General features: G+C 71.3%; 20 protein-coding genes and 1 pseudogene. 14 read left to right on the top strand and 7 right to left on the bottom strand.

The features are described from left to right. The first annotated feature begins 4 nt into the window (after positions 1-4). Positions 5-790 carry an enoyl-ACP reductase FabI gene (gene fabI, locus AB0J02_RS15845; protein WP_363194219.1) on the top strand — a complete coding sequence of 262 codons (786 nt, stop codon included), beginning with the start codon at positions 5-7 and terminating at the stop codon, positions 788-790. A 104-nt stretch (positions 791-894) separates the two neighbouring features. Beyond that, positions 895-1,263, top strand: coding sequence for a hypothetical protein (locus AB0J02_RS15850; RefSeq protein ID WP_363194220.1), 369 nt, complete (start codon positions 895-897; stop codon positions 1,261-1,263). Here the strand turns inward: AB0J02_RS15850 and AB0J02_RS15855 are convergent. Further along, entirely contained in the window at positions 1,241-1,933 is a 693-nt protein-coding gene (locus AB0J02_RS15855; protein WP_363194221.1) for a FadR/GntR family transcriptional regulator, read from the bottom strand. The two genes, AB0J02_RS15850 and AB0J02_RS15855, sit on opposite strands and share 23 nt — an antisense overlap. Positions 1,934-2,041: 108 nt before the next feature. Between AB0J02_RS15855 and AB0J02_RS15860 the strand changes: the two genes are divergently transcribed. From AB0J02_RS15860 to AB0J02_RS15875, 4 genes are all read left to right on the top strand, one after another. Next, positions 2,042-3,304 carry a CynX/NimT family MFS transporter gene (locus tag AB0J02_RS15860; RefSeq protein WP_363194261.1) on the top strand — a complete coding sequence of 421 codons (1,263 nt, stop codon included), beginning with the start codon at positions 2,042-2,044 and terminating at the stop codon, positions 3,302-3,304. A 29-nt stretch (positions 3,305-3,333) separates the two neighbouring features. Continuing rightward, complete coding sequence (locus AB0J02_RS15865) at positions 3,334-3,453, top strand: SGM_5486 family transporter-associated protein (protein WP_363194222.1); 120 nt, start codon at positions 3,334-3,336, stop codon at positions 3,451-3,453. A 171-nt stretch (positions 3,454-3,624) separates the two neighbouring features. Continuing rightward, positions 3,625-3,831, top strand: a complete 207-nt coding sequence (locus AB0J02_RS15870; protein WP_363194223.1) for a hypothetical protein — start codon at positions 3,625-3,627, stop codon at positions 3,829-3,831. 85 nt (positions 3,832-3,916) lie between these two features. Next, positions 3,917-4,435, top strand: coding sequence for a histidine phosphatase family protein (locus AB0J02_RS15875; protein WP_363194224.1), 519 nt, complete (start codon positions 3,917-3,919; stop codon positions 4,433-4,435). 110 nt (positions 4,436-4,545) lie between these two features. On the opposite strand, the gene serB is transcribed toward AB0J02_RS15875, so the two are convergent. Beyond that, positions 4,546-5,799 carry a phosphoserine phosphatase SerB gene (gene serB, locus AB0J02_RS15880; RefSeq protein WP_363194225.1) on the bottom strand — a complete coding sequence of 418 codons (1,254 nt, stop codon included), beginning with the start codon at positions 5,797-5,799 and terminating at the stop codon, positions 4,546-4,548. A 100-nt stretch (positions 5,800-5,899) separates the two neighbouring features. Beyond that, a complete protein-coding gene (locus tag AB0J02_RS15885; protein WP_363194226.1) occupies positions 5,900-7,777 on the bottom strand; it encodes a streptophobe family protein in 1,878 nt (625 codons plus the stop codon). 269 nt (positions 7,778-8,046) lie between these two features. On the opposite strand from AB0J02_RS15885, the gene AB0J02_RS15890 reads away from it, so the two are divergent. Continuing rightward, a complete protein-coding gene (locus AB0J02_RS15890; RefSeq protein WP_363194227.1) occupies positions 8,047-10,620 on the top strand; it encodes an FHA domain-containing protein in 2,574 nt (857 codons plus the stop codon). Positions 10,621-10,729: 109 nt separating this feature from the next. Here the strand turns inward: AB0J02_RS15890 and AB0J02_RS15895 are convergent, their stop codons facing one another. From AB0J02_RS15895 to AB0J02_RS15905, 3 genes and pseudogenes are all read right to left on the bottom strand, one after another. After that, positions 10,730-11,485 carry a transglycosylase SLT domain-containing protein gene (locus AB0J02_RS15895; RefSeq protein ID WP_363194228.1) on the bottom strand — a complete coding sequence of 252 codons (756 nt, stop codon included), beginning with the start codon at positions 11,483-11,485 and terminating at the stop codon, positions 10,730-10,732. A 318-nt stretch (positions 11,486-11,803) separates the two neighbouring features. Then, entirely contained in the window at positions 11,804-12,886 is a 1,083-nt protein-coding gene (locus AB0J02_RS15900; protein ID WP_363194229.1) for an S-adenosylmethionine:tRNA ribosyltransferase-isomerase, read from the bottom strand. After that, positions 12,883-13,582, bottom strand: a pseudogene (locus tag AB0J02_RS15905) (SDR family oxidoreductase). The gene AB0J02_RS15900 and the pseudogene AB0J02_RS15905 overlap by 4 nt, the downstream one beginning before the upstream one ends. 193 nt (positions 13,583-13,775) lie before the next feature. Between AB0J02_RS15905 and AB0J02_RS15910 the strand changes: the two are divergent. From AB0J02_RS15910 to AB0J02_RS15925, 4 genes are all read left to right on the top strand, one after another. After that, on the top strand, positions 13,776-14,921 hold the full coding sequence (locus AB0J02_RS15910; RefSeq protein ID WP_363194230.1) for a GAF domain-containing sensor histidine kinase: 1,146 nt from the start codon (positions 13,776-13,778) through the stop codon (positions 14,919-14,921). Next, complete coding sequence (locus AB0J02_RS15915; RefSeq protein WP_363194231.1) at positions 14,914-15,555, top strand: response regulator transcription factor; 642 nt, start codon at positions 14,914-14,916, stop codon at positions 15,553-15,555. Before AB0J02_RS15910 ends, AB0J02_RS15915 begins: the two co-directional genes overlap by 8 nt. 171 nt (positions 15,556-15,726) lie before the next feature. Then, on the top strand, positions 15,727-15,972 hold the full coding sequence (chpE, locus tag AB0J02_RS15920; protein WP_363194232.1) for a chaplin ChpE: 246 nt from the start codon (positions 15,727-15,729) through the stop codon (positions 15,970-15,972). Between the two features lie 218 nt (positions 15,973-16,190). Beyond that, positions 16,191-16,430, top strand: a complete 240-nt coding sequence (locus tag AB0J02_RS15925) for a chaplin (RefSeq protein WP_363194233.1) — start codon at positions 16,191-16,193, stop codon at positions 16,428-16,430. Between the two features lie 75 nt (positions 16,431-16,505). On the opposite strand, the gene AB0J02_RS15930 is transcribed toward AB0J02_RS15925, so the two are convergent. Continuing rightward, positions 16,506-17,288, bottom strand: a complete 783-nt coding sequence (locus tag AB0J02_RS15930; RefSeq protein ID WP_363194234.1) for a hypothetical protein — start codon at positions 17,286-17,288, stop codon at positions 16,506-16,508. 167 nt (positions 17,289-17,455) lie between these two features. Here AB0J02_RS15930 and AB0J02_RS15935 point away from each other — a divergent pair, with 167 nt between their 5' ends. The 3 genes from AB0J02_RS15935 to AB0J02_RS15945 all read left to right on the top strand — a co-directional run bounded on the left by AB0J02_RS15935 (position 17,456) and on the right by AB0J02_RS15945 (position 19,820). Next, a complete protein-coding gene (locus AB0J02_RS15935; RefSeq protein ID WP_363194235.1) occupies positions 17,456-18,253 on the top strand; it encodes an ABC transporter ATP-binding protein in 798 nt (265 codons plus the stop codon). A 70-nt stretch (positions 18,254-18,323) separates the two neighbouring features. Beyond that, entirely contained in the window at positions 18,324-18,755 is a 432-nt protein-coding gene (locus AB0J02_RS15940) for an NfeD family protein (protein ID WP_363194236.1), read from the top strand. Between the two features lie 126 nt (positions 18,756-18,881). Continuing rightward, positions 18,882-19,820: an SPFH domain-containing protein gene (locus AB0J02_RS15945; RefSeq protein ID WP_363194237.1), complete on the top strand. Its 939-nt coding sequence runs from the start codon at positions 18,882-18,884 to the stop codon at positions 19,818-19,820. Positions 19,821-19,938 lie beyond the last annotated feature (118 nt).

Raw genomic sequence — 19,938 nt, forward strand, 5'->3', positions numbered from 1 at the left:
AACTATGACGAACACTGGCGGAATTCTCGAGGGCAAGCGCATCCTCATCACGGGTGTGCTGTTGGAGTCCTCCATCGCCTTCCACGCCGCGAAGCTGGCGCAGGAGCAGGGCGCGGAGATCATCCTCACCGCCTGGCCGCGGCCGACGCTCACCGAGCGCATCGCCAAGAAGCTGCCCCGGCCGGACGACGTCAAGGTGCTGGAGCTCGACGTCTCCAACGACGAGCACCTCGCGCGCCTCGAGGGCCAGGTCCGCGAGCAGCTGGGCGACCGGCTCGACGGCGTCGTGCACTCCATCGGCTTCGCCCCGCAGGACGCGCTCGGTGGCAACTTCCTCAACACGCCGTTCGAGTCCGTGGCCACCGCCATGCACGTCTCGGCCTTCTCCCTGAAGTCGCTGACGATGGCGCTGCTGCCGCTGATGAGCGAGGGCGGTTCCGTCGTCGGCCTCACCTTCGACGCGCAGTTCGCCTGGCCGCAGTACGACTGGATGGGCCCGGCCAAGGCCGCCTTGGAGGCCACCAGCCGTTACATGGCGCGTGACCTGGGCAAGCAGAACATCCGCTGCAACCTGGTCTCGGCGGGCCCGCTCGGCTCCATGGCCGCGAAGTCCATCCCCGGGTTCGGCGAGCTGGCCTCCGTGTGGGACAGCCGCTCCCCGCTGGAGTGGGACCTCGCTGACCCCGAGCCCGCGGGCAAGGGCATCGTCGCCCTGCTGTCCGACTGGTTCCCGAAGACGACGGGCGAGATCGTCCACGTGGACGGCGGCCTGCACGCCATCGGAGCCTGACCGCCCGATCAGCAGAGCCTGAAACAGGTCTTCCCCCGTTCGGCCCACCGGCCGGGCAGGCACCAGGGACCTCCCCGCACGCTGGGTGCGAGGAGGTCCCTTTTGTGCGCCTGCCCCTGTCCCACCGCATCGCTCCCGCCCTCACCGCCGTGGTCCTGCTGGTCGCTCTGCCGTACGACGCGGCGTCCGACACGGCCGAGAACTCCGGCCACGCGCGCGTGGCAGAAAAGAAGCGCGAACTCTTCGGCGCCGGGTGCCGGATCAAAGTCGACGGGACCCGGGTGACCGCCTCCTGCCACAACTCGTATCCGGGGGCCGACCGGGTCGCCCTGCACGTCGAGTGCGACCTGTGGTGGGACATCGACACCGACTCGGCGCCGGTCGAGGTCGGCCCGGCCGGGACCGTGCGCCTCGCCGGCCGGTGCTGGAAGAACGTGCGGACCGCCTGGGTCAGCCACCGGAAGGCGGCGTGAGCCGGCCCGGCCGGCACAGGAACGGGTAGGACGCCGCCTCGGCCGCGGCCGCTTCCGCGTCGCCCTCCCGGATCGCGTCGACCAGGCGCGTGTGGTCCATGTGGTTCTCGGCGGTGAGCCGCTCGCCCACGTCCTCGCGCAGCCAGTCCCGCAGGACCTCGCCCAGGTCCGCGTACATCGCCGTCATCACGTCGTTGTGGGACGCGGCCACGACAGCCATGTGGAACGTCGCGTCCGCGGTCACGAACGCCTCCGCGTCGCCCGCCTCCCACGCCTCCTCACGGCGTACGTGCAGGGCGTCGAGCTGCTTCAGGTCGCGTTCGGTGCGCCGCTCGGCGGCCAGTTTCGCCGCGCTCGACTCCAGCGTGGAGCGCAGCTCGGCGATGTGCCGGGGGTCGGCGTCGGCGAACCGCCGCTGCATCACGCCCGCCAGCTCGCTGGTCGCGACGACGTAGGTGCCCGAGCCCTGCCGGATGTCGAGCAGCCCGTTGTGCGCGAGGGCGCGGACGGCCTCCCGCACCGTGTTCCTGGCCACACCCAGCTGCTCGACGAGCTCGGGCTCCGTGGGGATGCGGGAGCCCACCGGCCACTCGCCGGAGGAGATCTGCGCGCGCAGAGCGGAGATGACCTGCTCGGACAGGGCCGAGCGGCGGGGCGAGGTCAGGGGCATCGACGGTCCTTCGTGACGCTGACATGTGACGGAACCAGATTGGACAGCCAATCATCCCATGATTCTAAGATGGGTCTCATGGCTAGTGAGGAAACACCGACCCCGACGATGGCACCGCCGACCGCGCAGGCCGCGATACCCACCGAGAAAAGTGCCGCCCCGCGCGCGTGGGCCGTCCGCCTGGTGACCGTCGGCATCGTCCTCGCCGCCCTGAACCTGCGGCCCGCCATCACCAGCCTCGGCGCCCTCCTCGAAGAGGTGCGCGACGGGCTCGGCATGAGCGGCAGCCTCGCCGGACTGCTCACCTCCGTACCGCCGCTCTGTTTCGCGATCTTCGGCGTGATGGCGCCGCGCCTCGCCAGGCGCTTCGGCGCCGGCGCCGTCGTCTGCGCCGGCATGGTGGCGATCGCCGCGGGCCTGATCATCCGCCCGTACACCGGCAACACCGTCGGCTTCCTGATCGCCAGCGCCCTCGCCCTGATGGGCATCGCCGTCAGCAACGTGCTGATGCCGGTCATCGTCAAGCGCTGGTTCCCCGACCGCGTCGGCTCCATGACCGGCCTGTACTCGATGGCCCTCGCCCTCGGCACCTCACTGGCCGCCGCCGCGACCGTGCCCCTGACCGACGCGCTCGGCGGCAAGTGGCAGACCGGGCTCTCCATGTGGGCCGTGCTCGGCGTCGCCGCGGTGCTCCCCTGGATCCCGCTCGTCCGCGCGAAGGGCGCGGCCCCCGCCGAACCGGCCCGGTCGGCCACCGGCGCCGACGACGGACTGCGCATCACCCGCAGCCGCACCGCGTGGGCGCTCGCCGTCTTCTTCGGGCTCCAGGCCACGGCCGCGTACATCACGATGGGGTGGATGGCGCAGATCTTCCGGGACTCCGGGGTCTCCGCGTCGACCGCCGGCGTGCTGCTCGCCGTCGTCATGGCGATGGGCGTCCCGCTCGCCTTCGTCATCCCCCGCGTCGCCGCCCGGCTGCCCAGCCAGGGCCCGATCGTCATCACCCTCGGGATGTGCGGACTGGCCGGTTACGCGGGCCTCTACTTCGCGCCCGCCTCCGGCGCCTGGGCGTGGGCGGTCCTGCTCGGCATCTCCAACTGCGCCTTCCCGCTGGCCCTGACGATGGTCGGGATGCGCGCCCGCACCGGCGCCGGCGTCGCCAAGCTGTCCGCGTTCGCGCAGTCCACCGGCTACCTGATCTCGATCCCCGGGCCGCTGCTGGTGGGCGTCCTCTACCAGCACAGCGGCGGCTGGGGCGTACCGATCGCGCTGATGGCCGCGCTGATGGTGCCGCAGATCGTGGTGGGCGTCCTCGCGGGCCGCAACCGCACCGTCGAGGACGAGGCGGCCGAACCCGCCCCGACGTCCTGACTCCCGGGAACAGGTGCGACACTTGCCGCATGTCGCCTGTGCTCGAGCCGAACCCCCAGAACAGCCAGAAGAAGCTCCTGCTGGTCTTCGCGTTGATGATGGGCGTCGCCGCGGTCGTCGCCGTCATCGCGACGATCGCCTCCCCCTGACTCCCCCTCCGCACCCGGGGGTGGGGTTAACTCCACCATCCCCTAGGGGGCCAGTGTCAGGGTCAAGTGGGTGGATCACCGGATGGGGCGCAGGCCGCCGGGTCCGTACCTTCGAAGTGTCGCCGAGAACGTCGGCGCACCGGACGAAGACCACGGACCACGGAGGACGCCATGTCGGCCCCCACGCACCCCCGGACCCACCCGGCAGCCACGGGCGGCGTCGACATCCGGCTCCCCTGGTGGGCGATCGCGCTGCCCGCCGTCGCCTTCGTCACGCTCCTGCTGCTGATCCTCAATCCCGCTGACGCCCAGGCCGCGGCAGGCGACCCGACCATCGGGCACATCCTGGAACGGGCCAGGGAACTGGTGCTCCGCTAGCACCGTTCCGCCCCGGTTCATCCGTGCCGGGCGAGCCCGCCAACTCCCTGCGCCCGACGCCCGCTTTCATGCGAAGCTGGGACCCATGAGCGTCGCAGAACCCCGCAGGATTGTCCTTTTCCGGCATGCCAAGGCGGACTGGCCTCAGGTGTCCGATCACGAGCGGCCGCTGGCCGAGCGCGGACGCAAGGACGCCCCGATCGCCGGCCGCAAGCTGGCCGACTCCGGCATCGCCCTCGACCTGGCCCTCTGCTCGACCGCCGCGCGTACCCGTGAGACGTGGAAGCTGGCTGTCTCCGAACTGCCGGAGCGGCCCAGGACCGTCTACGAGGAGCGCATCTACGAGGCGTCCCCCGGCGAGCTGATCGCCGTGTTGAACGAGACGCCGGACGACGTCCGGGACGCCGTCCTGATCGGCCACAACCCCGGAGTGCAGGGGCTCGCCGAGGTACTGACCGGCGGGGCCGGGTCGGACGCGGCCGAGCGCATGAGCAAGGCCGGCTTCCCGACCGCGGCCTTCGCGGTGCTGTCCTTCACCGGGCCCTGGAAGTCACTGGAGCCGGGCACCGCCACAGTGCTCGACTACTGGTCACCGAACGACTGACGACACGTACGCAGCCGTACGTGTACTCGTACTCGTGACAGAGGGCCCGGTACCGCGCATCGGTACCGGGCCCGCCTACCGGGACCGCTTTCGAGGACCGGCGACCCGGATCAGACGCCCTGGGCGTCCGCCGCCTCGACCTCTTCGCGCGTGATGCCGAGCAGATAGAGGACCGTGTCCAGGAACGGCACGTTCACCGCGGTGTGCGCGGCCTCGCGGACCACCGGCTTGGCGTTGAAGGCGACACCGAGCCCGGCCGCGTTCAGCATGTCCAGGTCGTTCGCTCCGTCGCCGATCGCCACGGTCTGCGCGAGCGGGACCCCCGCCTCCGCGGCGAACCGCCGCAGGAGGCGCGCCTTGCCCGCGCGGTCCACGATCTCGCCGGTTACCTTGCCGGTCAGCTTGCCGTCGACGATCTCCAGCGTGTTGGCCTGCGCGAAGTCGAGCCCGAGCCGTTCCCGCAGATCGTCCGTGACCTGCGTGAACCCGCCCGATACGACACCCACTTGGTAGCCGAGCCGCTTGAGCGTACGGATCAGGGTGCGGGCGCCGGGCGTGAGCCGCACCTCGCTCCTGACCTTGTCCACCACCGACGCGTCGAGCCCCGCGAGCAGCGCCACGCGCGCGTGCAGCGACTGCTCGAAGTCCAGCTCGCCGCGCATCGCCGCCGCCGTCACCTCGGCGACCTTGTCCTCGCAGCCCGCGTGCGCCGCGAACAGCTCGATCACCTCGTCCTGGATGAGCGTCGAGTCGACGTCCATCACGACGAGCCGCTGCGCGCGCCGGTGCAGACCGGCCGCGACGACGGCCATGTCGACGCCCAGCTTCGCGGCCTCGGTGGCGAGCGCGGTGCGCAGCTCCTCCGTCTCGGTGCCCGACACCGCGAACTCCACAGCGGTGACGGGGTACTTGGCGAGCCGGAAGATGCGGTCGATGTTGCCGCCGGTCCTGGTGATGGTCGCGGCGATCGCTGCGGCCGACTCGGCGGTGAGCGGGTGCCCGAGCACGGTCACCAGCGAACGGCCCACGCCGCGCGGCCGGTTGTCACCGATGCCCGAGATGATCTCGGCCTGCATCCGCATGGACTCCGCCCAGCTGTGGACGGTGGCCCGCAGGTCGCCCTCCAGTCCGGCCGGGGGCTCGGTCACCAGGGCGCACAGGACGATGCGCCCGCGCGTGACGACCTGCTCGATGTCGACGACGTCGACGGAGTAGGCGGCGAGGGTGTCGAAGAGCCCGGCGGTGATGCCGGGCCGGTCCTTGCCGAAGATCTTGACCAGGAGGGTCGGGACGTCGGCCGGCACGGAGGGGTGTCCGTCGGCGTTCGGGGCGTCAGCGGGGTGCTGGGGCTGCGGAGCGCTCATGATGCCCATACGTTATCGGGCTTGTGTGCGGGTCCGACGTGGCGGTCCGCGTACCGGACAGGTCACGGACGGCGCGGGCCGGCCGCCGAGTCGCCCCGCCTCAGCGCCCGTCCCGGTCCCCCCGGCGCCGCCGCCCGTCCATGGTGGGGCCGGGGGTGTGCGGTGGCGGAGGTGCGGGTGGGGGTGGCGGCGGGGGCGGCCAGACGCCGTCGCCGTCGCTGCCCCGGGGGCGGGGCGGTGGCTCGGGCCGGAGCGGGCCCGCGACCGTGGGGGCGCCGGTGATGCCGTCGGGGGGCTGATCGTCGACCGGCCCCTGCCGACGCGGCTCCCGGCCGTACGTGTCCTCGCCGTGCGCGTCCTCGTCGTGCGCGTCCCGGTCGTACGGGGCCTGATCGTACGGGGCCTGGCCGTACGCGTCGCGGTCGTGCGGGGCCCGGCCGTGCGGATCCGCTTCGTACGGGTTCGCGTCGTACGGCCCGGGGGCGTACGCCTTCAGATACGGGTTCGTGTCGGCGTTCGACGGACGGTACGGGCGGCTCGTCCGGTACGGGCCGTCCGGTGCGGGGGACGGTTCCTGCGGCGCGGCCGTCCCGCCCGCGGCGGCGGCCCACGGGGACACCCGGCTGCCCGCCGCCCCGCTCGCGGACGCGAGGAGCGCCCCGAGGGCCCCGGCCACCGCGCCCCACGCGGCCCCCAGGAGCAGCGCCATCGCCAGGTTCCCGTGCAGCTCGATGCCCGCGCCGAACGCGTCGAAGCCGAGCACCGACAGGGACGCGTCCGCCGAGACGTCCGTCAGCCACACCAGGAGCGGCAACGCGAGCGCCGTCACGACACCGAGCCGCAGCGCGCAGCGCCCGGCGAAGGCCGGCCCGCCCCGGCCCCGGGACAGCGGCGTCCGCACCGCCGTGAGTACCCCGGCGAACAGCATCATCAGCGCAGTCGAGACGGCCAACAGCCATACCCTGCCGTCGAGTTCGGCCAGCCTGCCCAGCGTCACGGGCTGGTTCGACGACACGCTGAGCAGATCGTCCAGCGGATCGGGGAGCAGCTTCGCGAGCTCGCCCGTCGCCTGGCCGTCCCAGGGCACGAACAGACCGAGCGGCACCGCCAGCCACACCCCGTTGGGCGCGCCGAGCAGCGCCGCTCCCGCGATCCGCTTCGGGTGGTCGTCGCCGATCATCGCGTACACCGCCGCCGCCAGACCCGCGAGGACCGCCACGAGCAGCACCGTCACGAGCGCCGACGCGGCCGGCCGCACCACCCGGTGCGCCGCGGCGAGGGCGCGCGGCAGGGGAGTGCGGCGCGACGCGAGCAGCGCGATCAGCAGTACTCCGGTCACGAAGGCCGCGCCGCCGAGCAGCGTGGCACCTGTCTGCACCGTGAAGCCGACGGTCGCCTTCGCCTGCACGAGGTCGCCGAGCCGGTCGGGGAGCAGGTCGCCGACGCCGCCGGGGAGCTTGTCCTTGATGTCGTCCGGCAGGCCGCCGGCGCCCGGAATGTCGTTCAGCCCCAGCTTCGAACCGTCAATCGTGATGATGTCGTGACCCGCCCACGCGAGCCCGCCCAGCATCGCCACGAAGAGCACCACCACGGCCCCGGCGCGCGCCACCAGTTCACCGGGGGAGATCTCAACTCCCGCCGCCCGCAGGGACCGTAGAAAGAACCAACTCATCAGCACCGCGCCCACCAGGCCCACGCCCAGGGGCGCGACGTCGATCGCGGTGTGCGCCTGCGCGCCGGCCAGGCCGAAGGCCGACACGTCACCGGACGGCGTCACGCGGCCCCCGACGCCCAGCGCCACCACGGCGGCCGTCATCGGCCCGAGCGAACCCGCCGAATCGGCGTCCAGCAGATGCAGGCCGAGCGCCGCGACGCCCGCCATCCCGATGAACGCCCAGCTCACCGCGGCGATGGCCGAAAGCAGTACATCGCCGACGGGTACACCGCCGCGCCGAGTCGTGTCGTGGCTGGTCACCATCAGGACCCCCCGATCCGTACCGCGTCACCCCGGATATCCCATTTGCTCATGATCCGTAGGGAGTTGTGGGCGCTTACTACTCTCCGGGGCCGTATCTACGCCGTCAACGGCGCGGGCACGGGCGCTGTCGAAGACTCTTCACAACCTCCGACGCAAGGCCCGACTTTCGGTCACGGGGGCGTTCCTGAAATAGTTCCCCACGATGTTCGACATCCCTACACTCCCCATGACGGGGCACAACTTCGGGGGACAACTCAGTGGGGCTTGGAGTGCCTGAACTCGTACTGGAACTGAATGGCAGGACCTGGACGCTCGATCCGTCCCGGTCGTACACCCTCGGTCGTGATCCGGGGGGAGACGTCGTACTCGACGACGCCAGGGTCTCGTGGCGGCACGCCACGATCAGCTGGGGCGGCCGGAGCTGGGTCATCGAGGACCACGGCTCGACCAACGGCACGTTCGTCCAGGGCCAGCGGATCCATCAGATGGAGATCGGCCCCGGCTCGTCGGTGCACCTGGGCAACTCGACCGACGGCCCGCGCGTGAACGTGCAGGGCAGCGCCCAGGCCGCCGCCGTGGCCTCGCCGCACCAGGCGCAGCAGCAGGCCGCGGGCCTGGCGCAGCAGCCGGCGCCGCAGCAGCAACCGCAGGGCGGCGCGCCCGGCTGGCCTCAGCAGCAGCCGCAGATGCCTCAGCAGCAACCGCAGCAGCAGGCCTGGCAGCAGCAGCAGCCGCAGCAGCACCAGCAGCCGTCGGTACAGAAGGTGCCGCAGCAGAACGTGCCCTCTCCGCAGGGAGCCGGTGGCGCCGCGGGGGCACCGCCGGTCTACGGCGACCGCAGCCCGACCACGTTCCACCAGTTCTCGCTCGGCCGCGTCATGCGCATCGGCCGCGCGCTGGAGAACGAGCTGGTCGTCTCGGACCTGCAGGTCTCGCGACTGCACGCCGAGTTCCACGCGACCCCCGACGGCCGCTCCGAGATCCGCGACCTCGGCTCGCACAACGGCACGTACGTCAACGGTCAGCCGATCCCCAAGGGCGGCTCCGCCCTGCTCGGCCCGAACGACATCGTCGGCGTCGGCCACTCCACGTTCCGCCTCGTCGGCGACCGCCTCGAGGAGTTCGTCGACACCGGTGAAGTCTCCTTCTCCGCACGGCACTTGACGGTCACCGTCGACGGCGGCAAGCAGATCCTCAAGGACGTCTCCTTCGGCGTCCCGGAGAAGTCGCTGGTCGCCGTCATCGGCCCGTCGGGCTCCGGCAAGTCGACGCTCCTCAAGGCACTCACGGGCTACCGCCCCGCCAACCAGGGTGACGTCCTCTACGACAACCGGAACCTGTACAAGCAGTTCGCCGAGCTGCGTCAGCGCATCGGTCTGGTCCCGCAGGACGACATCCTGCACAAGGAGCTGACCGTCAAGAAGGCGCTCAAGTACGCCGCCAAGCTCCGCTTCCCCGCGGACACCAGCGAGCAGGAGCGCCAGCAGCGCATCGACGAGGTGCTGCGCGAGCTGAAGCTGGACATCCACAAGGAGAAGAAGGTCACCTCCCTCTCCGGTGGCCAGCGCAAGCGCGTCTCCGTCGCCCTGGAGCTGCTGACCAAGCCGTCGCTGATCTTCCTGGACGAGCCGACCTCCGGCCTCGACCCGGGCATGGACCGCGACGTCATGCAGCTGCTCCGCGGCCTCGCCGACGACGGCCGCACGGTCCTCGTCGTCACCCACTCCGTAGCCGAACTCGCGATCTGCGACAAGCTGCTCGTGATGGCGCCGGGCGGTGCGGTGGCGTACTTCGGCCCGCCGGAAGAAGCGCTCAACTTCTTCGGCTACGAGACGTGGGCCGACGTGTTCTCGGCGTTCGAGAACTACCGCGACTACGACTGGGCGGGCCGCTGGAAGGGCTCGCAGCACTACCAGATGTACGCGGCCGACATCGACGCCGTGGCCGCGCAGTCGGTGCAGATGCCACCGCCCGCCGCGATCAAGCCGCCGAAACCGCAGCCGTGGGGCTCCCAGCTCTTCACGCTGATCCGCCGCTACGTGTCGGTGATCGCGTCCGACAAGGGCTTCATGGGCCTGATGGTGATCCTGCCCGCGGTCCTCGGCATCGTCTCCGTGGTCATCCCGGCCGACTTCGGCCTGGCCCCGCCCAAACCGCCGTCCAAGTTCAACGGCGACGCGGGCACGATCATGCTGATCATCGCGGTCGGCATGTGCTTCTCGGCCGCCGCCAACTCGGTCCGTGAGCTGATCAAGGAGCGGGTCATCTACGAGCGGGAGCGCGCCACCGGCCTGTCCCGGTCCGCGTACCTGATGTCCAAGGTCATCGTCCTCGGCTTCATCACGGCCATCCAGGGCGTCATCATCTGCGCCATCGGCTTCACCCCGCGGGAGCTTCCCAAGGAAGGCCTGCTGATGCCGCCCGCGATCGAACTGTGCATCTCGATCATCGCGCTCGGCTTCACGTCGATGATGTTCGGCCTGGTGATCTCCTCGCTGGTGAAGACCTCCGAGAAGACGATGCCGCTGCTCGTCATGTTCGCCATCGTCCAGGTCGTCTTCACCGGCGTCCTCTTCCAGATCTACGGATCGATCGGCCTGGAGCAGTTCGCGTGGCTGATGCCGTCCCGCTGGGCGATCGGCGCGGCCGGGGCCACGCTGGACCTGGCCCATCTGATGCCGCCGTGGGACCCGCAGAAGCCGAACGACCTCGACCCGCTGTGGGAGCACTCGGTCGGCCAGTGGGGCCTCAACCTCACGGTCCTGATCGCGCTCGGCGTGATCTGCGGCTTCGCGGTCGCCCGGCTGCTGCGCCGCCACGAGCCCGAGGTCATGCGCAAGTAAGCACGTACGGCCGAACGCCAGTGAAGGGCGGCACCCTCGTGGGGGTGCCGCCCTTCACTGGCGTGGGGGGTTCAGCGAGTTCCGGACCCAGAGGTCCCGGCAATGCGTCTCAGTACGCGCTGTTCACGTTGTCGATCGAGCCGTACTTGTCGGCCGCGTAGTTCGCGGCGGCCGTGATGTTGGCGACCGGGTTGTAGATGTCCGTCGAGGTGCCGTCGACGTGGTACGCGTCGAACGTCGGCTGGATGACCTGCAGCAGGCCGATCGACGGCGTGCCGTTCTGGGCGTTGACGTCCCAGCCGTTCATGGCGCTCGGGTTGCCCGTGGACTCGCGCATGATGTTGCTGTAGAGCCCGTTGTACGTACCCGGGATGCCCTTGGCCTTCATGATGTCGAGGGACTGCTTGATCCAGCCGTCCAGGTTGTTGGCGTAGACCGGCGTGCGGGCGGCGGCGCGGGAGGCGGCCTCCTTGGCCTCGCGCTCCTTCTGCGCCTTCGCGTCCGCGTCGGCCTTCGCCTTGGCGTCCGCGTCGGCCTTGGCCTTCGCCTCGGCGTCGGCCTTCTTCTTCGCCTCGGCCTCCTGCTGCGCCTTGATCTTCGCGGCGGCCTGCTTGGCCTTCTCCGACGCGCCGGCCTGCTGGTCGGTGACGCTCGCCTGTACGTCCTTGATCTGCTGCGTGCCCGCGTTCGTCGTGAAGGCGACCGGAGCGGCGGCGACCGTCTCGCTCTGCGCCTGCGCCTGCGAGTCGTGCGCCGGCACCAGCGTCACCGCGAGGGCGGCGGCACCGAGGGCGGCGACACCGGCCATCGAGACCTTGTGAGCCCGGGTGAGCTGACTATGGCCGGGGAAGCTGTGCTTGGACATGGAGACGGGGACCTCTCGGAGAACGGAGCCGCTCACCGACCGAATCGGACGAGCCGTGTTTGGGACACGAACGCCCCGGGTAGAACCGGTCGGCGTTGAGCGACGGGGGCCATTGTTAGCGGCCGCAAAATTCCGTGGCAAAGGTGTGACGTACGAAGCCGGGTAGTGGATCAGAGGCACGCAAAAGGGGGCCGAGAGCCGCCTCGCGACTCCCAGCCCCCGCACAGCCTCAGGACCTAGGTCCCGCACTCCTCAACTAGGACCCTTCGTACGTGATGTGCGCCCTATGCGCGGCGTCACATGCCGTCACCGCCGATCTCACGTGCAGTTGCCATTGCAACGCACAGCGTGAGGCCTCTCCTCCGGAAGGATGAGGTGCACATCGCCGAACTCGTGCCACAGGTAGAGCCCCCGCAGCGCCTCCTCGTACGTACGGCTCACCGCCGCCCGCCCCGCGACCGCCTCCAGCATCAGAAGGTGCGAGGCCTCCGGCTCGTGCAGCCCGGTCAGCAGCCCGTCCACCACCCGCACCCCGCGCTCCGGCGTCACGACGAGCTCGGTCCAGCCACGCGCCGCCCGCACCACCCCGTCATCACCGACCGCCGACTCGACGGCCCGCACGGCGGTCGTCCCCACGGCGACCACCCTGCGCCCTCCCGCCCGCGCCGCGTTGATGAGCCGCGCCGACGACTCCGGCACCCCGAACCGCTCCCTATAAGGCGGCTCGTGCGCCTCCGCGGACGCCACCCCTGTATGCAGCGTGATCGGCGCGAACTGCACACCCCGGCTCACAAGCCCCGCCACCATCCGCTCCGTGAAGGGCCGCGCAGCACTCGGCATCTCGGCGCTGCCCGCCCCGTCCGCGTACGGCAGCGCGAACACGGTCTGATACGCGGACAGCGGCTGGTCCCGCGCCGTGTACGCGTAGCGGATCGGCCGCCCGTACCGCCGCAGCAGGGCCGGCACGTCCCCGGTCACCCGCACCCACCACAGCCGCTCCGAACCCGCCGCGACGGGCTCGTCCCACACCACTCCCACGCCGCCCGGAAGCACCACCTCCGCACCCGCGGGCCCGCCCGGACGCGGGCCCGTGGTGCCCCGCACATCCGGCTCCCGCAGCTCGACCGCCCAGCGCCCGTCATCGCCACGGGTGGAGAAATGCACCACCACGCGCGCGTGCCCGAGCACTCCGTCCACGGCAGCCGCCAGCGTGGGCGAGGTGTTCACGACGAGCAGGTCCCCGGCCCGCAGCTCGCCCGGCAGCTCGGCGAACCGCCGGTGGACGACCGCCGTGCCGCGCGACACCAGAAGACGCACCGACGATCTGTCCCGGCCCGGCCCCCGCTGCTCGGCCGGGACCCGCGCCGACAGCTCCTCCGGGACCCGCAGCGCGAGCGTCATCGGGACTCCAGCAAGGAAGGCGCCGCGTACCGCCCGCTCGCGGGCCGCTGATCCAGCAGGCGCAGAAAGGCGGGGACCACGTCCTCGGGGCGCGGCACCCCGCCCAGGTCCTCGTCCGGCTCCGCGGCCGCCAGCATGTCCGTCCGCATCCCGCCCGGGTCCACCGCCCACACCCGCAGACCGGGCTCCTCCACCGCGAGCACCGCCGACAACTGGTCGAGGGCCGCCTTCGTCGCCCCGTAACCACCCCACGTGCCGTACGCCTCCGCGGCCGCGTCCGAACTCAGGTTGATTACCGCCCCGGCCGGCGCCTCGCGCAACAGCGGCAGTGCCTCCTGGAGCAGGCCCAGCGGCGCCACCACATTGATCTCCAGCGCCGCCCGGAAATCGTTGAGCGGATGCTGCTCCAGCGACACCAGGGGCGCCACACCCAGCACCCCCGCGTTGTTCACCAGCAGATCAAGGCCCCCCGACTCCCAAGCGGCGGCGATCAGTTCGGCCCGGTGCCCGCCGTCGGCGACGTCGCCGGGCAAGGCCGTCACCGTTCCGCCCCCCCTTGCGCAAGGCGGCGGCGACCTCCTCCAGCGGCTGCGCCGACCGCGCGTCCAGGACGAGATCCCAGCCCCGCTCGGCCAGCGCCGTGGCCAGCGCCCGCCCGAACCCCCGCGAAGCCCCCGTGATGATCGCTACCGCCATCCGAACCGTCCCCTTGATCTGCCGGTGCCCTGCCGTCCTTGCGTGCTGCCACCAACGTAGGAACGCGAGGGCCCGCGGCACCTCGTGCGCGGGCCGCAACATCCCAAGGACCTTCGGCCTACGTCCAGGGCCCTGGCCGGCCGCCCCCACAGGACGGATCCGCCCTGTCACACCCCGCCGGTACGGTGAGGCCATGAGTCACGGCCCACGGACGGGACTGGCCGCGGTGAGCGCCGCGTTGCTGGCCATGAGCAGGCACCTGGAGGTGCGCGACGTCCTCAAGACGATCGTCGCCTCGGCGCGCGAGCTGCTCGACGCCGAGTACGCGGCGCTCGGAGTCCCCGACGACCACGGCGGCTTCGCCCAGTTCGTCGTCGACGGCGTCAGCGACGCGCAGTGGAAGGCCATCGGCCCGCTGCCGCGACAGCACGGCATCCTCGCCGCGATGCTGCGCGAGGCGCGCACGGAGCGCCTCGCCGACGTCCGCAAGGACCCGCGCTTCGAAGGCTGGCCCTCCGCCCACCCGGACATGTCCGACTTCCTGGGCCTGCCCATCAAGGACGGCGACGAGACGATCGGCGCGCTCTTCCTCGCGAACAAGAGGTGCCCCAAGCCGCAAGGAGGCTGCGGCTTCACACAGGAGGACGAGGAACTGCTCCGGATCCTCGCCCAGCACGCCGCGATCGCCCTGACCAACGCCCGGCTCTACGAGCGCAGCCGCGAGCTCACCATCGCCGAGGAGCGCTCCCGGCTCGCCCACGAACTGCACGACGCCGTCAGCCAGAAGCTGTTCTCCCTGCGCCTGACCGCCCAGGCCGCGGCCACACTGATGGACCGCGACCCCGCGCGCGCCAAGGGCGAGCTGCGGCACGTCGTGGAGCTCGCCGCCGAGGCCACGGAGGAACTGCGCGCGGCGGTCGTGGAGTTGCGCCCCGCCGCCCTCGACGAGGACGGCCTGGTCGCCACACTCCGTACGCAGATCCAGGTCCTGGACCGCGCCCACGCCGCCCGCGTCACCTTCGCCACCGGCGGCATCAGGGCGCTGCCCGCCGCACAGGAGGAGGCGATGCTGCGCGTCGCCCAGGAAGCGCTGCACAACGCGCTGCGCCACTCCGGCGCGGAGCACGTCCAGGTGACGGTCGACAAGCGCGGCGCGGGAGCCGCCCTGCGCGTCACCGACGACGGCGAGGGCTTCGACCCGAAGGCGATCCGCCGAGCGGGCCGCCACCTGGGCCTGGTCTCCATGCGCGACCGCTCCAGCGGTGTCGGCGGCCGGCTCACAGTGGAATCGGAGCCCGGCAAGGGCACCACGATCGACATGGAGGTCCCCGGTGGCTGACCCAATCAAGGTGCTTCTGGTCGACGACCACCAAGTGGTCCGCCGCGGCCTGCGGACGTTCCTGGAGGTTCAGGACGACATCGAGGTCGTCGGCGAGGCCGCGGACGGTGCCGAAGGGGTGGACCGCGCCGAGGAGCTGCGGCCCGACGTCGTGCTCATGGACGTGAAGATGCCGGGCATGGACGGCGTCGACGCGCTGCGCAGACTCCGCGAACTGGCCAACCCCGCCCGGGTGCTGATCGTGACCAGCTTCACCGAACAGCGCACCGTGGTCCCGGCCCTGCGCGCCGGAGCCGCCGGGTACGTGTACAAGGACGTCGACCCCGACGCCCTGGCCGGCGCCATCCGCTCCGTCCACGCGGGCCACATCCTGCTCCAGCCCGAGGTGGCGGGCGCCCTGCTCTCCCAGGAAGTGACGAACGGCGGCCAGGGGAGGGGCGGTTCCCTCACCGAGCGCGAGCGCGAGGTCCTCGGCCTGATCGCCGACGGCCGGTCGAACCGGGAGATCGCCCGCGCCCTCGTCCTCTCCGAGAAGACGGTGAAGACCCATGTGTCGAACATCCTGATGAAGCTCGACCTGGCGGACCGGACCCAGGCGGCCCTCTGGGCCGTCCGGCACGGCGCCGCGGGCTGACCTGCCGCGCTCCGGCGCACTACTGCACGTCAGCGGGGACGGTTCCCTTCCGGTGAGAGATTCATACTGTCGTGTATTCGTCCCCCGTCCGGCGCAACCTGCCGGACCCCGCCGCGTTCTCCAGTGCGTGCTGCGGCGGCTGGCCGCGGCAATCGCAAGGAGGATCCAGAAGTGAAGAACCTGAAGAAGGCCGCGGCTGTCACCCTCGTCGCCGGTGGCCTGGTCGCCGCCGGTGCCGGTCTCGCCTCCGCCACTGACGGTGCGCACGCGAACGGCAAGGCCGTGCACTCGCCGGGCGTCGGCTCGGGCAACCTGGTCCAGGCCCCGATCCACATCCCGGTGAACGCGGTGGGCAACAGCGTGAACGTCATCGGCGTGCTGAACCCGGCCTTCGGCAACGTCGGCCTGAACGGCTGACACAAGCTCAGGGTCCCCAGGACCACCGGCCTCCCGGGCACGCCCCGGGGGGCCGGTCTGTTGTTCGCCTCTCGACCGGGGCGCCGGGCGGTTCCGGGGCCGATTGATCCGATCGGGCGTATCGCGGAGCCCGCCCGTTGCGCCGGCGCGGCCGGGACGTTGCTCACCGTGCGGCTCGCCTTTGGGGCCGGAACGCACCATCTGGAGGAACACTTCTCATGAACATCGCCAAGAAGGCCGCTCTGGCCGTAGCCGTCGCCGGTGTCGCCGCGGGTGCCTCGGCCGGTGCCGCGGTCGCCGACGCCGGGGCCCAGGGTGCGGCCACGACGTCCCCGGGCGTCGTTTCGGGCAACCAGGCCCAGGTGCCGGTCCACATCCCGGTGAACATCACGGGCGACTCGGTCAACGTCATCGGTCTGCTGAACCCGACCTTCGGCAACACCACGGCGAACGACTGAGGTTCTCCGCCGAACAGGCACACCGGAGCCCCGCGGACGAACGTCCGCGGGGCTCCGGTGTGCGCGGACCGGGGCTCACCCTCGCTCCCGCTCCTCCACGAACGCGTTGTACGCCGCGACCTGCGCCCGCCGGGCCGTCCGCTCCACCGGCCGGAGCGCCACCGCCCGGGCCCCCATCTCCGACGCGCTCACGGCCCCGCCGTGCCCGCTCTCGTACGCCACCTCGACCAGCAGCTTCACCCGCTGCGCCAGTTCGAGCACCCGCACGGCGCGCGGCGGATACCCGGGTGCCAACACCTCCCGCCCCCGCTCGGCCCGGGCCCGGTACGCGTCTATGGCGGCCTCGGCCACCGGCCCCGATCCGGCCACGTCCAGCCGCGTCAGCGCCTCCGTGGCCTCCCGCAGGGCCTCCGCCAGTTCCCGCTCGGCCTCGCCGAGGGACGGCACATCCGCGGGCGGGGCCTCCCGCACCGGCAGACAGTGCCACACCACCTCGACGTGGACATCGCCGTCCGGGCCGGCCTCGTACACCTCCGGAACCAGCCCGAGCGCCGCCCCGAAGCAGACGACCGCCTCCTCGGCGTCCACGGCCCGCGCGTTGAACTCAGCGGGGCCGCTCAGCCCCAGCGGATGCCCCGGCGCGGGCAGTGCGACCCGCAGCCCACTCACACCGAGAGTGCGCAGCCGCCCGAGCGCGAGCGTCAGCCCGACCGGGCCCGCCTCCCCGGGGACTCCCTCGACGCGGTGCACCGCGTCCTCCCCGACGATCGCGAGCACCGCGTCATCAGGCGCAATAAACCCGGCCAAAAGGGCATTTCCCCAAGCCGCGAGACGTCCAGAGCGTGGTTCCGAGAGCATGCGTCCCACCTTAGAAGCCCCGGATGACACCAAAACCCCGACCGATGGAATGGACGACCGGACCAGTGGCGTAAGTTTTCCTCGGGGGCTGCGTCCAGCGCCGAACAAGCCGAACCTCTACGGACGCACGCGAGACGGCCGAGACTGCAATGGGAGACAACGCGCTCATGAGCGATGTGCTGGAGCTGGAGGACGTATCCGTGGTCCGCGAGGGCCGGGCTCTGGTGGACCAGGTCTCCTGGTCGGTGAAGGAGGGTGAGCGCTGGGTCATCCTCGGACCCAACGGCGCGGGCAAGACCACCCTCCTGAACATCGCCTCGAGCTACCTCTTCCCGAGCAGCGGCACCGCCACCATCCTCGGCGAGACCCTCGGCAGGCCCGGCACGGACGTCTTCGAACTGCGCCCGCGCATCGGCATCGCCGGCAACGGCCTGGCCGAGAAGCTGCCCAAGCGCCAGACCGTCCTGCAGACCGTGCTCACCGCCGCGTACGGCATGACGGCGGGCTGGCAGGAGCAGTACGAGGACATCGACGAGCAGCGCGCCCGCGCCTTCCTCGACCGCCTCGGGATGAGCGAGTACCTGGACCGCAAGTTCGGGACGCTCTCCGAGGGCGAGCGCAAGCGCACCCTCATCGCCCGCGCCCTGATGACCGACCCCGAGCTGCTCCTCCTGGACGAGCCCGCCGCGGGCCTCGACCTCGGCGGCCGCGAGGATCTCGTACGCCGCCTCGGCCGCCTCGCCCGCGACCCGATCGCCCCCTCGATGATCATGGTCACGCACCATGTCGAGGAGATCGCCCCCGGCTTCACGCACGTCCTGATGATCCGCCAGGGCAAGGTCCTCGCCGCGGGCCCCCTCGAGCTGGAGCTCACCTCCCGCAACCTCTCCCGCTGCTTCGGGCTCCCCTTGGTCGTCGAGCAGCGGAACGACCGCTGGACCGCGACGGGCCTCCCCCTGAGCTGACGCCCGCGTCGGATCGCCCGGTCCGATCGTCCCCTGTCGGCACGGCCGTCCGCGGATCTACCATGACCGGGTGGCAGACATCGATGCATGGGTGTGGTGGCTGATCGGGGCGGCCGCACTCGGAATCCCGCTCGTCATCACCGCGATGCCCGAACTCGGCATGTTGTCCGTGGGTGCCGTCGCCGGCGCCGTGACGGCCGGACTCGGCGGCGGGGTGATCCTCCAGGTCCTTGTCTTCGCCGTGGTCTCGTGCGCGCTGATCGCTGTCGTACGGCCCATCGCCGCACGCCAGCGCGCACAACAGCCCGTACTGGCGACCGGTATTGACGCCCTGAAGGGCAAACAGGCCGTCGTGGTCGAGCGCGTCGACGCGAGCGGTGGCCGGATCAAGCTCGGCGGTGAGATCTGGTCGGCCCGCACGCTCGACGGCGACGCGGTGTACGAACCGGGCCGTCAGGTCGACGTGATCGACATCGAGGGGGCCACGGCGATCGTCATGTGAGGCCGCGGGTGACCTGAACTTCCCCCGCCACATGGGCGGTTCTGACAGACTCGATCAGCAGGAACCCATGATCTTCCGGCGCGACGGCGCCGGAATGACGACGGCACGAAGGGCACAGGAGACGCGATGTCAGCGATCATCATCGTCCTGATCATTCTGGTGGTGTTGGTCTTCATCGCCCTGATCAAGACCATTCAAGTCATCCCACAGGCGAGCGCGGCCATCGTGGAACGCTTCGGCCGGTACACCCGCACCCTCAACGCGGGCCTCAACATCGTCGTCCCCTTCATCGACTCCATCCGCAACCGCATCGACCTGCGCGAGCAGGTCGTGCCGTTCCCGCCGCAGCCGGTGATCACCCAGGACAACCTGGTCGTCAACATCGACACCGTCATCTACTACCAGGTGACGGACGCCAGGGCGGCCACCTACGAAGTGGCCAGCTACATCCAGGCCATCGAGCAGCTCACGGTGACGACCCTGCGCAACATCATCGGCGGCATGGACCTCGAGCGGACCCTGACCTCCCGCGAGGAGATCAACGCGGCCCTGCGGGGCGTCCTCGACGAGGCCACCGGCAAGTGGGGCATCCGCGTCAACCGCGTCGAGCTCAAGGCGATCGAGCCGCCCACCTCCATCCAGGACTCGATGGAGAAGCAGATGCGCGCCGACCGTGACAAGCGCGCCGCGATCCTCACCGCCGAAGGCATCCGGCAGTCCCAGATCCTCACGGCCGAGGGCGAGAAGCAGTCCGCGATCCTCCGGGCCGAGGGTGAGGCCAAGGCGGCAGCCCTCCGCGCGGAGGGTGAGGCGCAGGCCATCCGTACGGTCTTCGAGTCCATCCACGCGGGCGACGCGGACCAGAAGCTCCTCGCCTACCAGTACCTGCAGATGCTGCCGAAGATCGCCGAGGGCGACGCCAACAAGCTCTGGATCGTCCCCAGCGAGATCGGCGACGCCCTCAAGGGGCTGAGCGGCGCCATGGGCAACTTCGGCCCGATGGGCGGTGGGCCGACCCCGGCGTCCCCGTCGAAGGAGCGCCGGGAGCAGCCCCCCATCGACTGAGAGGTCGTTCCCGAGCACGGCAGAGCGGGCGGGGGGGGGGTTGGTAGGGGGGGGGCGCGGGGGAGGTGGGGTGGGTTTTTTGGGGGTGGGGGTGGGGGGCGGAAAGGGGTGGGCAGGG

This window comes from Streptomyces sp. NPDC050264 (assembly GCF_040655895.1).
In the GTDB taxonomy this organism is placed as follows: domain Bacteria; phylum Actinomycetota; class Actinomycetes; order Streptomycetales; family Streptomycetaceae; genus Streptomyces.

Coding starts and splice junctions, on each gene's coding strand:
- fabI (WP_363194219.1), top strand. CDS start 5: ATGACGAACACTGGCGGAATTCTCGAGGGCAAGCGCATCCTCATCACG.
- AB0J02_RS15855 (WP_363194221.1), bottom strand. CDS start 1,933: ATGCCCCTGACCTCGCCCCGCCGCTCGGCCCTGTCCGAGCAGGTCATC.
- AB0J02_RS15860 (WP_363194261.1), top strand. CDS start 2,042: ATGGCACCGCCGACCGCGCAGGCCGCGATACCCACCGAGAAAAGTGCC.
- AB0J02_RS15865 (WP_363194222.1), top strand. CDS start 3,334: ATGTCGCCTGTGCTCGAGCCGAACCCCCAGAACAGCCAGAAGAAGCTC.
- AB0J02_RS15870 (WP_363194223.1), top strand. CDS start 3,625: ATGTCGGCCCCCACGCACCCCCGGACCCACCCGGCAGCCACGGGCGGC.
- AB0J02_RS15875 (WP_363194224.1), top strand. CDS start 3,917: ATGAGCGTCGCAGAACCCCGCAGGATTGTCCTTTTCCGGCATGCCAAG.
- serB (WP_363194225.1), bottom strand. CDS start 5,799: ATGAGCGCTCCGCAGCCCCAGCACCCCGCTGACGCCCCGAACGCCGAC.
- AB0J02_RS15885 (WP_363194226.1), bottom strand. CDS start 7,777: ATGGTGACCAGCCACGACACGACTCGGCGCGGCGGTGTACCCGTCGGC.
- AB0J02_RS15895 (WP_363194228.1), bottom strand. CDS start 11,485: ATGTCCAAGCACAGCTTCCCCGGCCATAGTCAGCTCACCCGGGCTCAC.
- AB0J02_RS15900 (WP_363194229.1), bottom strand. CDS start 12,886: ATGACGCTCGCGCTGCGGGTCCCGGAGGAGCTGTCGGCGCGGGTCCCG.
- AB0J02_RS15910 (WP_363194230.1), top strand. CDS start 13,776: ATGAGTCACGGCCCACGGACGGGACTGGCCGCGGTGAGCGCCGCGTTG.
- AB0J02_RS15925 (WP_363194233.1), top strand. CDS start 16,191: ATGAACATCGCCAAGAAGGCCGCTCTGGCCGTAGCCGTCGCCGGTGTC.
- AB0J02_RS15930 (WP_363194234.1), bottom strand. CDS start 17,288: ATGCTCTCGGAACCACGCTCTGGACGTCTCGCGGCTTGGGGAAATGCC.
- AB0J02_RS15935 (WP_363194235.1), top strand. CDS start 17,456: ATGAGCGATGTGCTGGAGCTGGAGGACGTATCCGTGGTCCGCGAGGGC.
- AB0J02_RS15945 (WP_363194237.1), top strand. CDS start 18,882: ATGTCAGCGATCATCATCGTCCTGATCATTCTGGTGGTGTTGGTCTTC.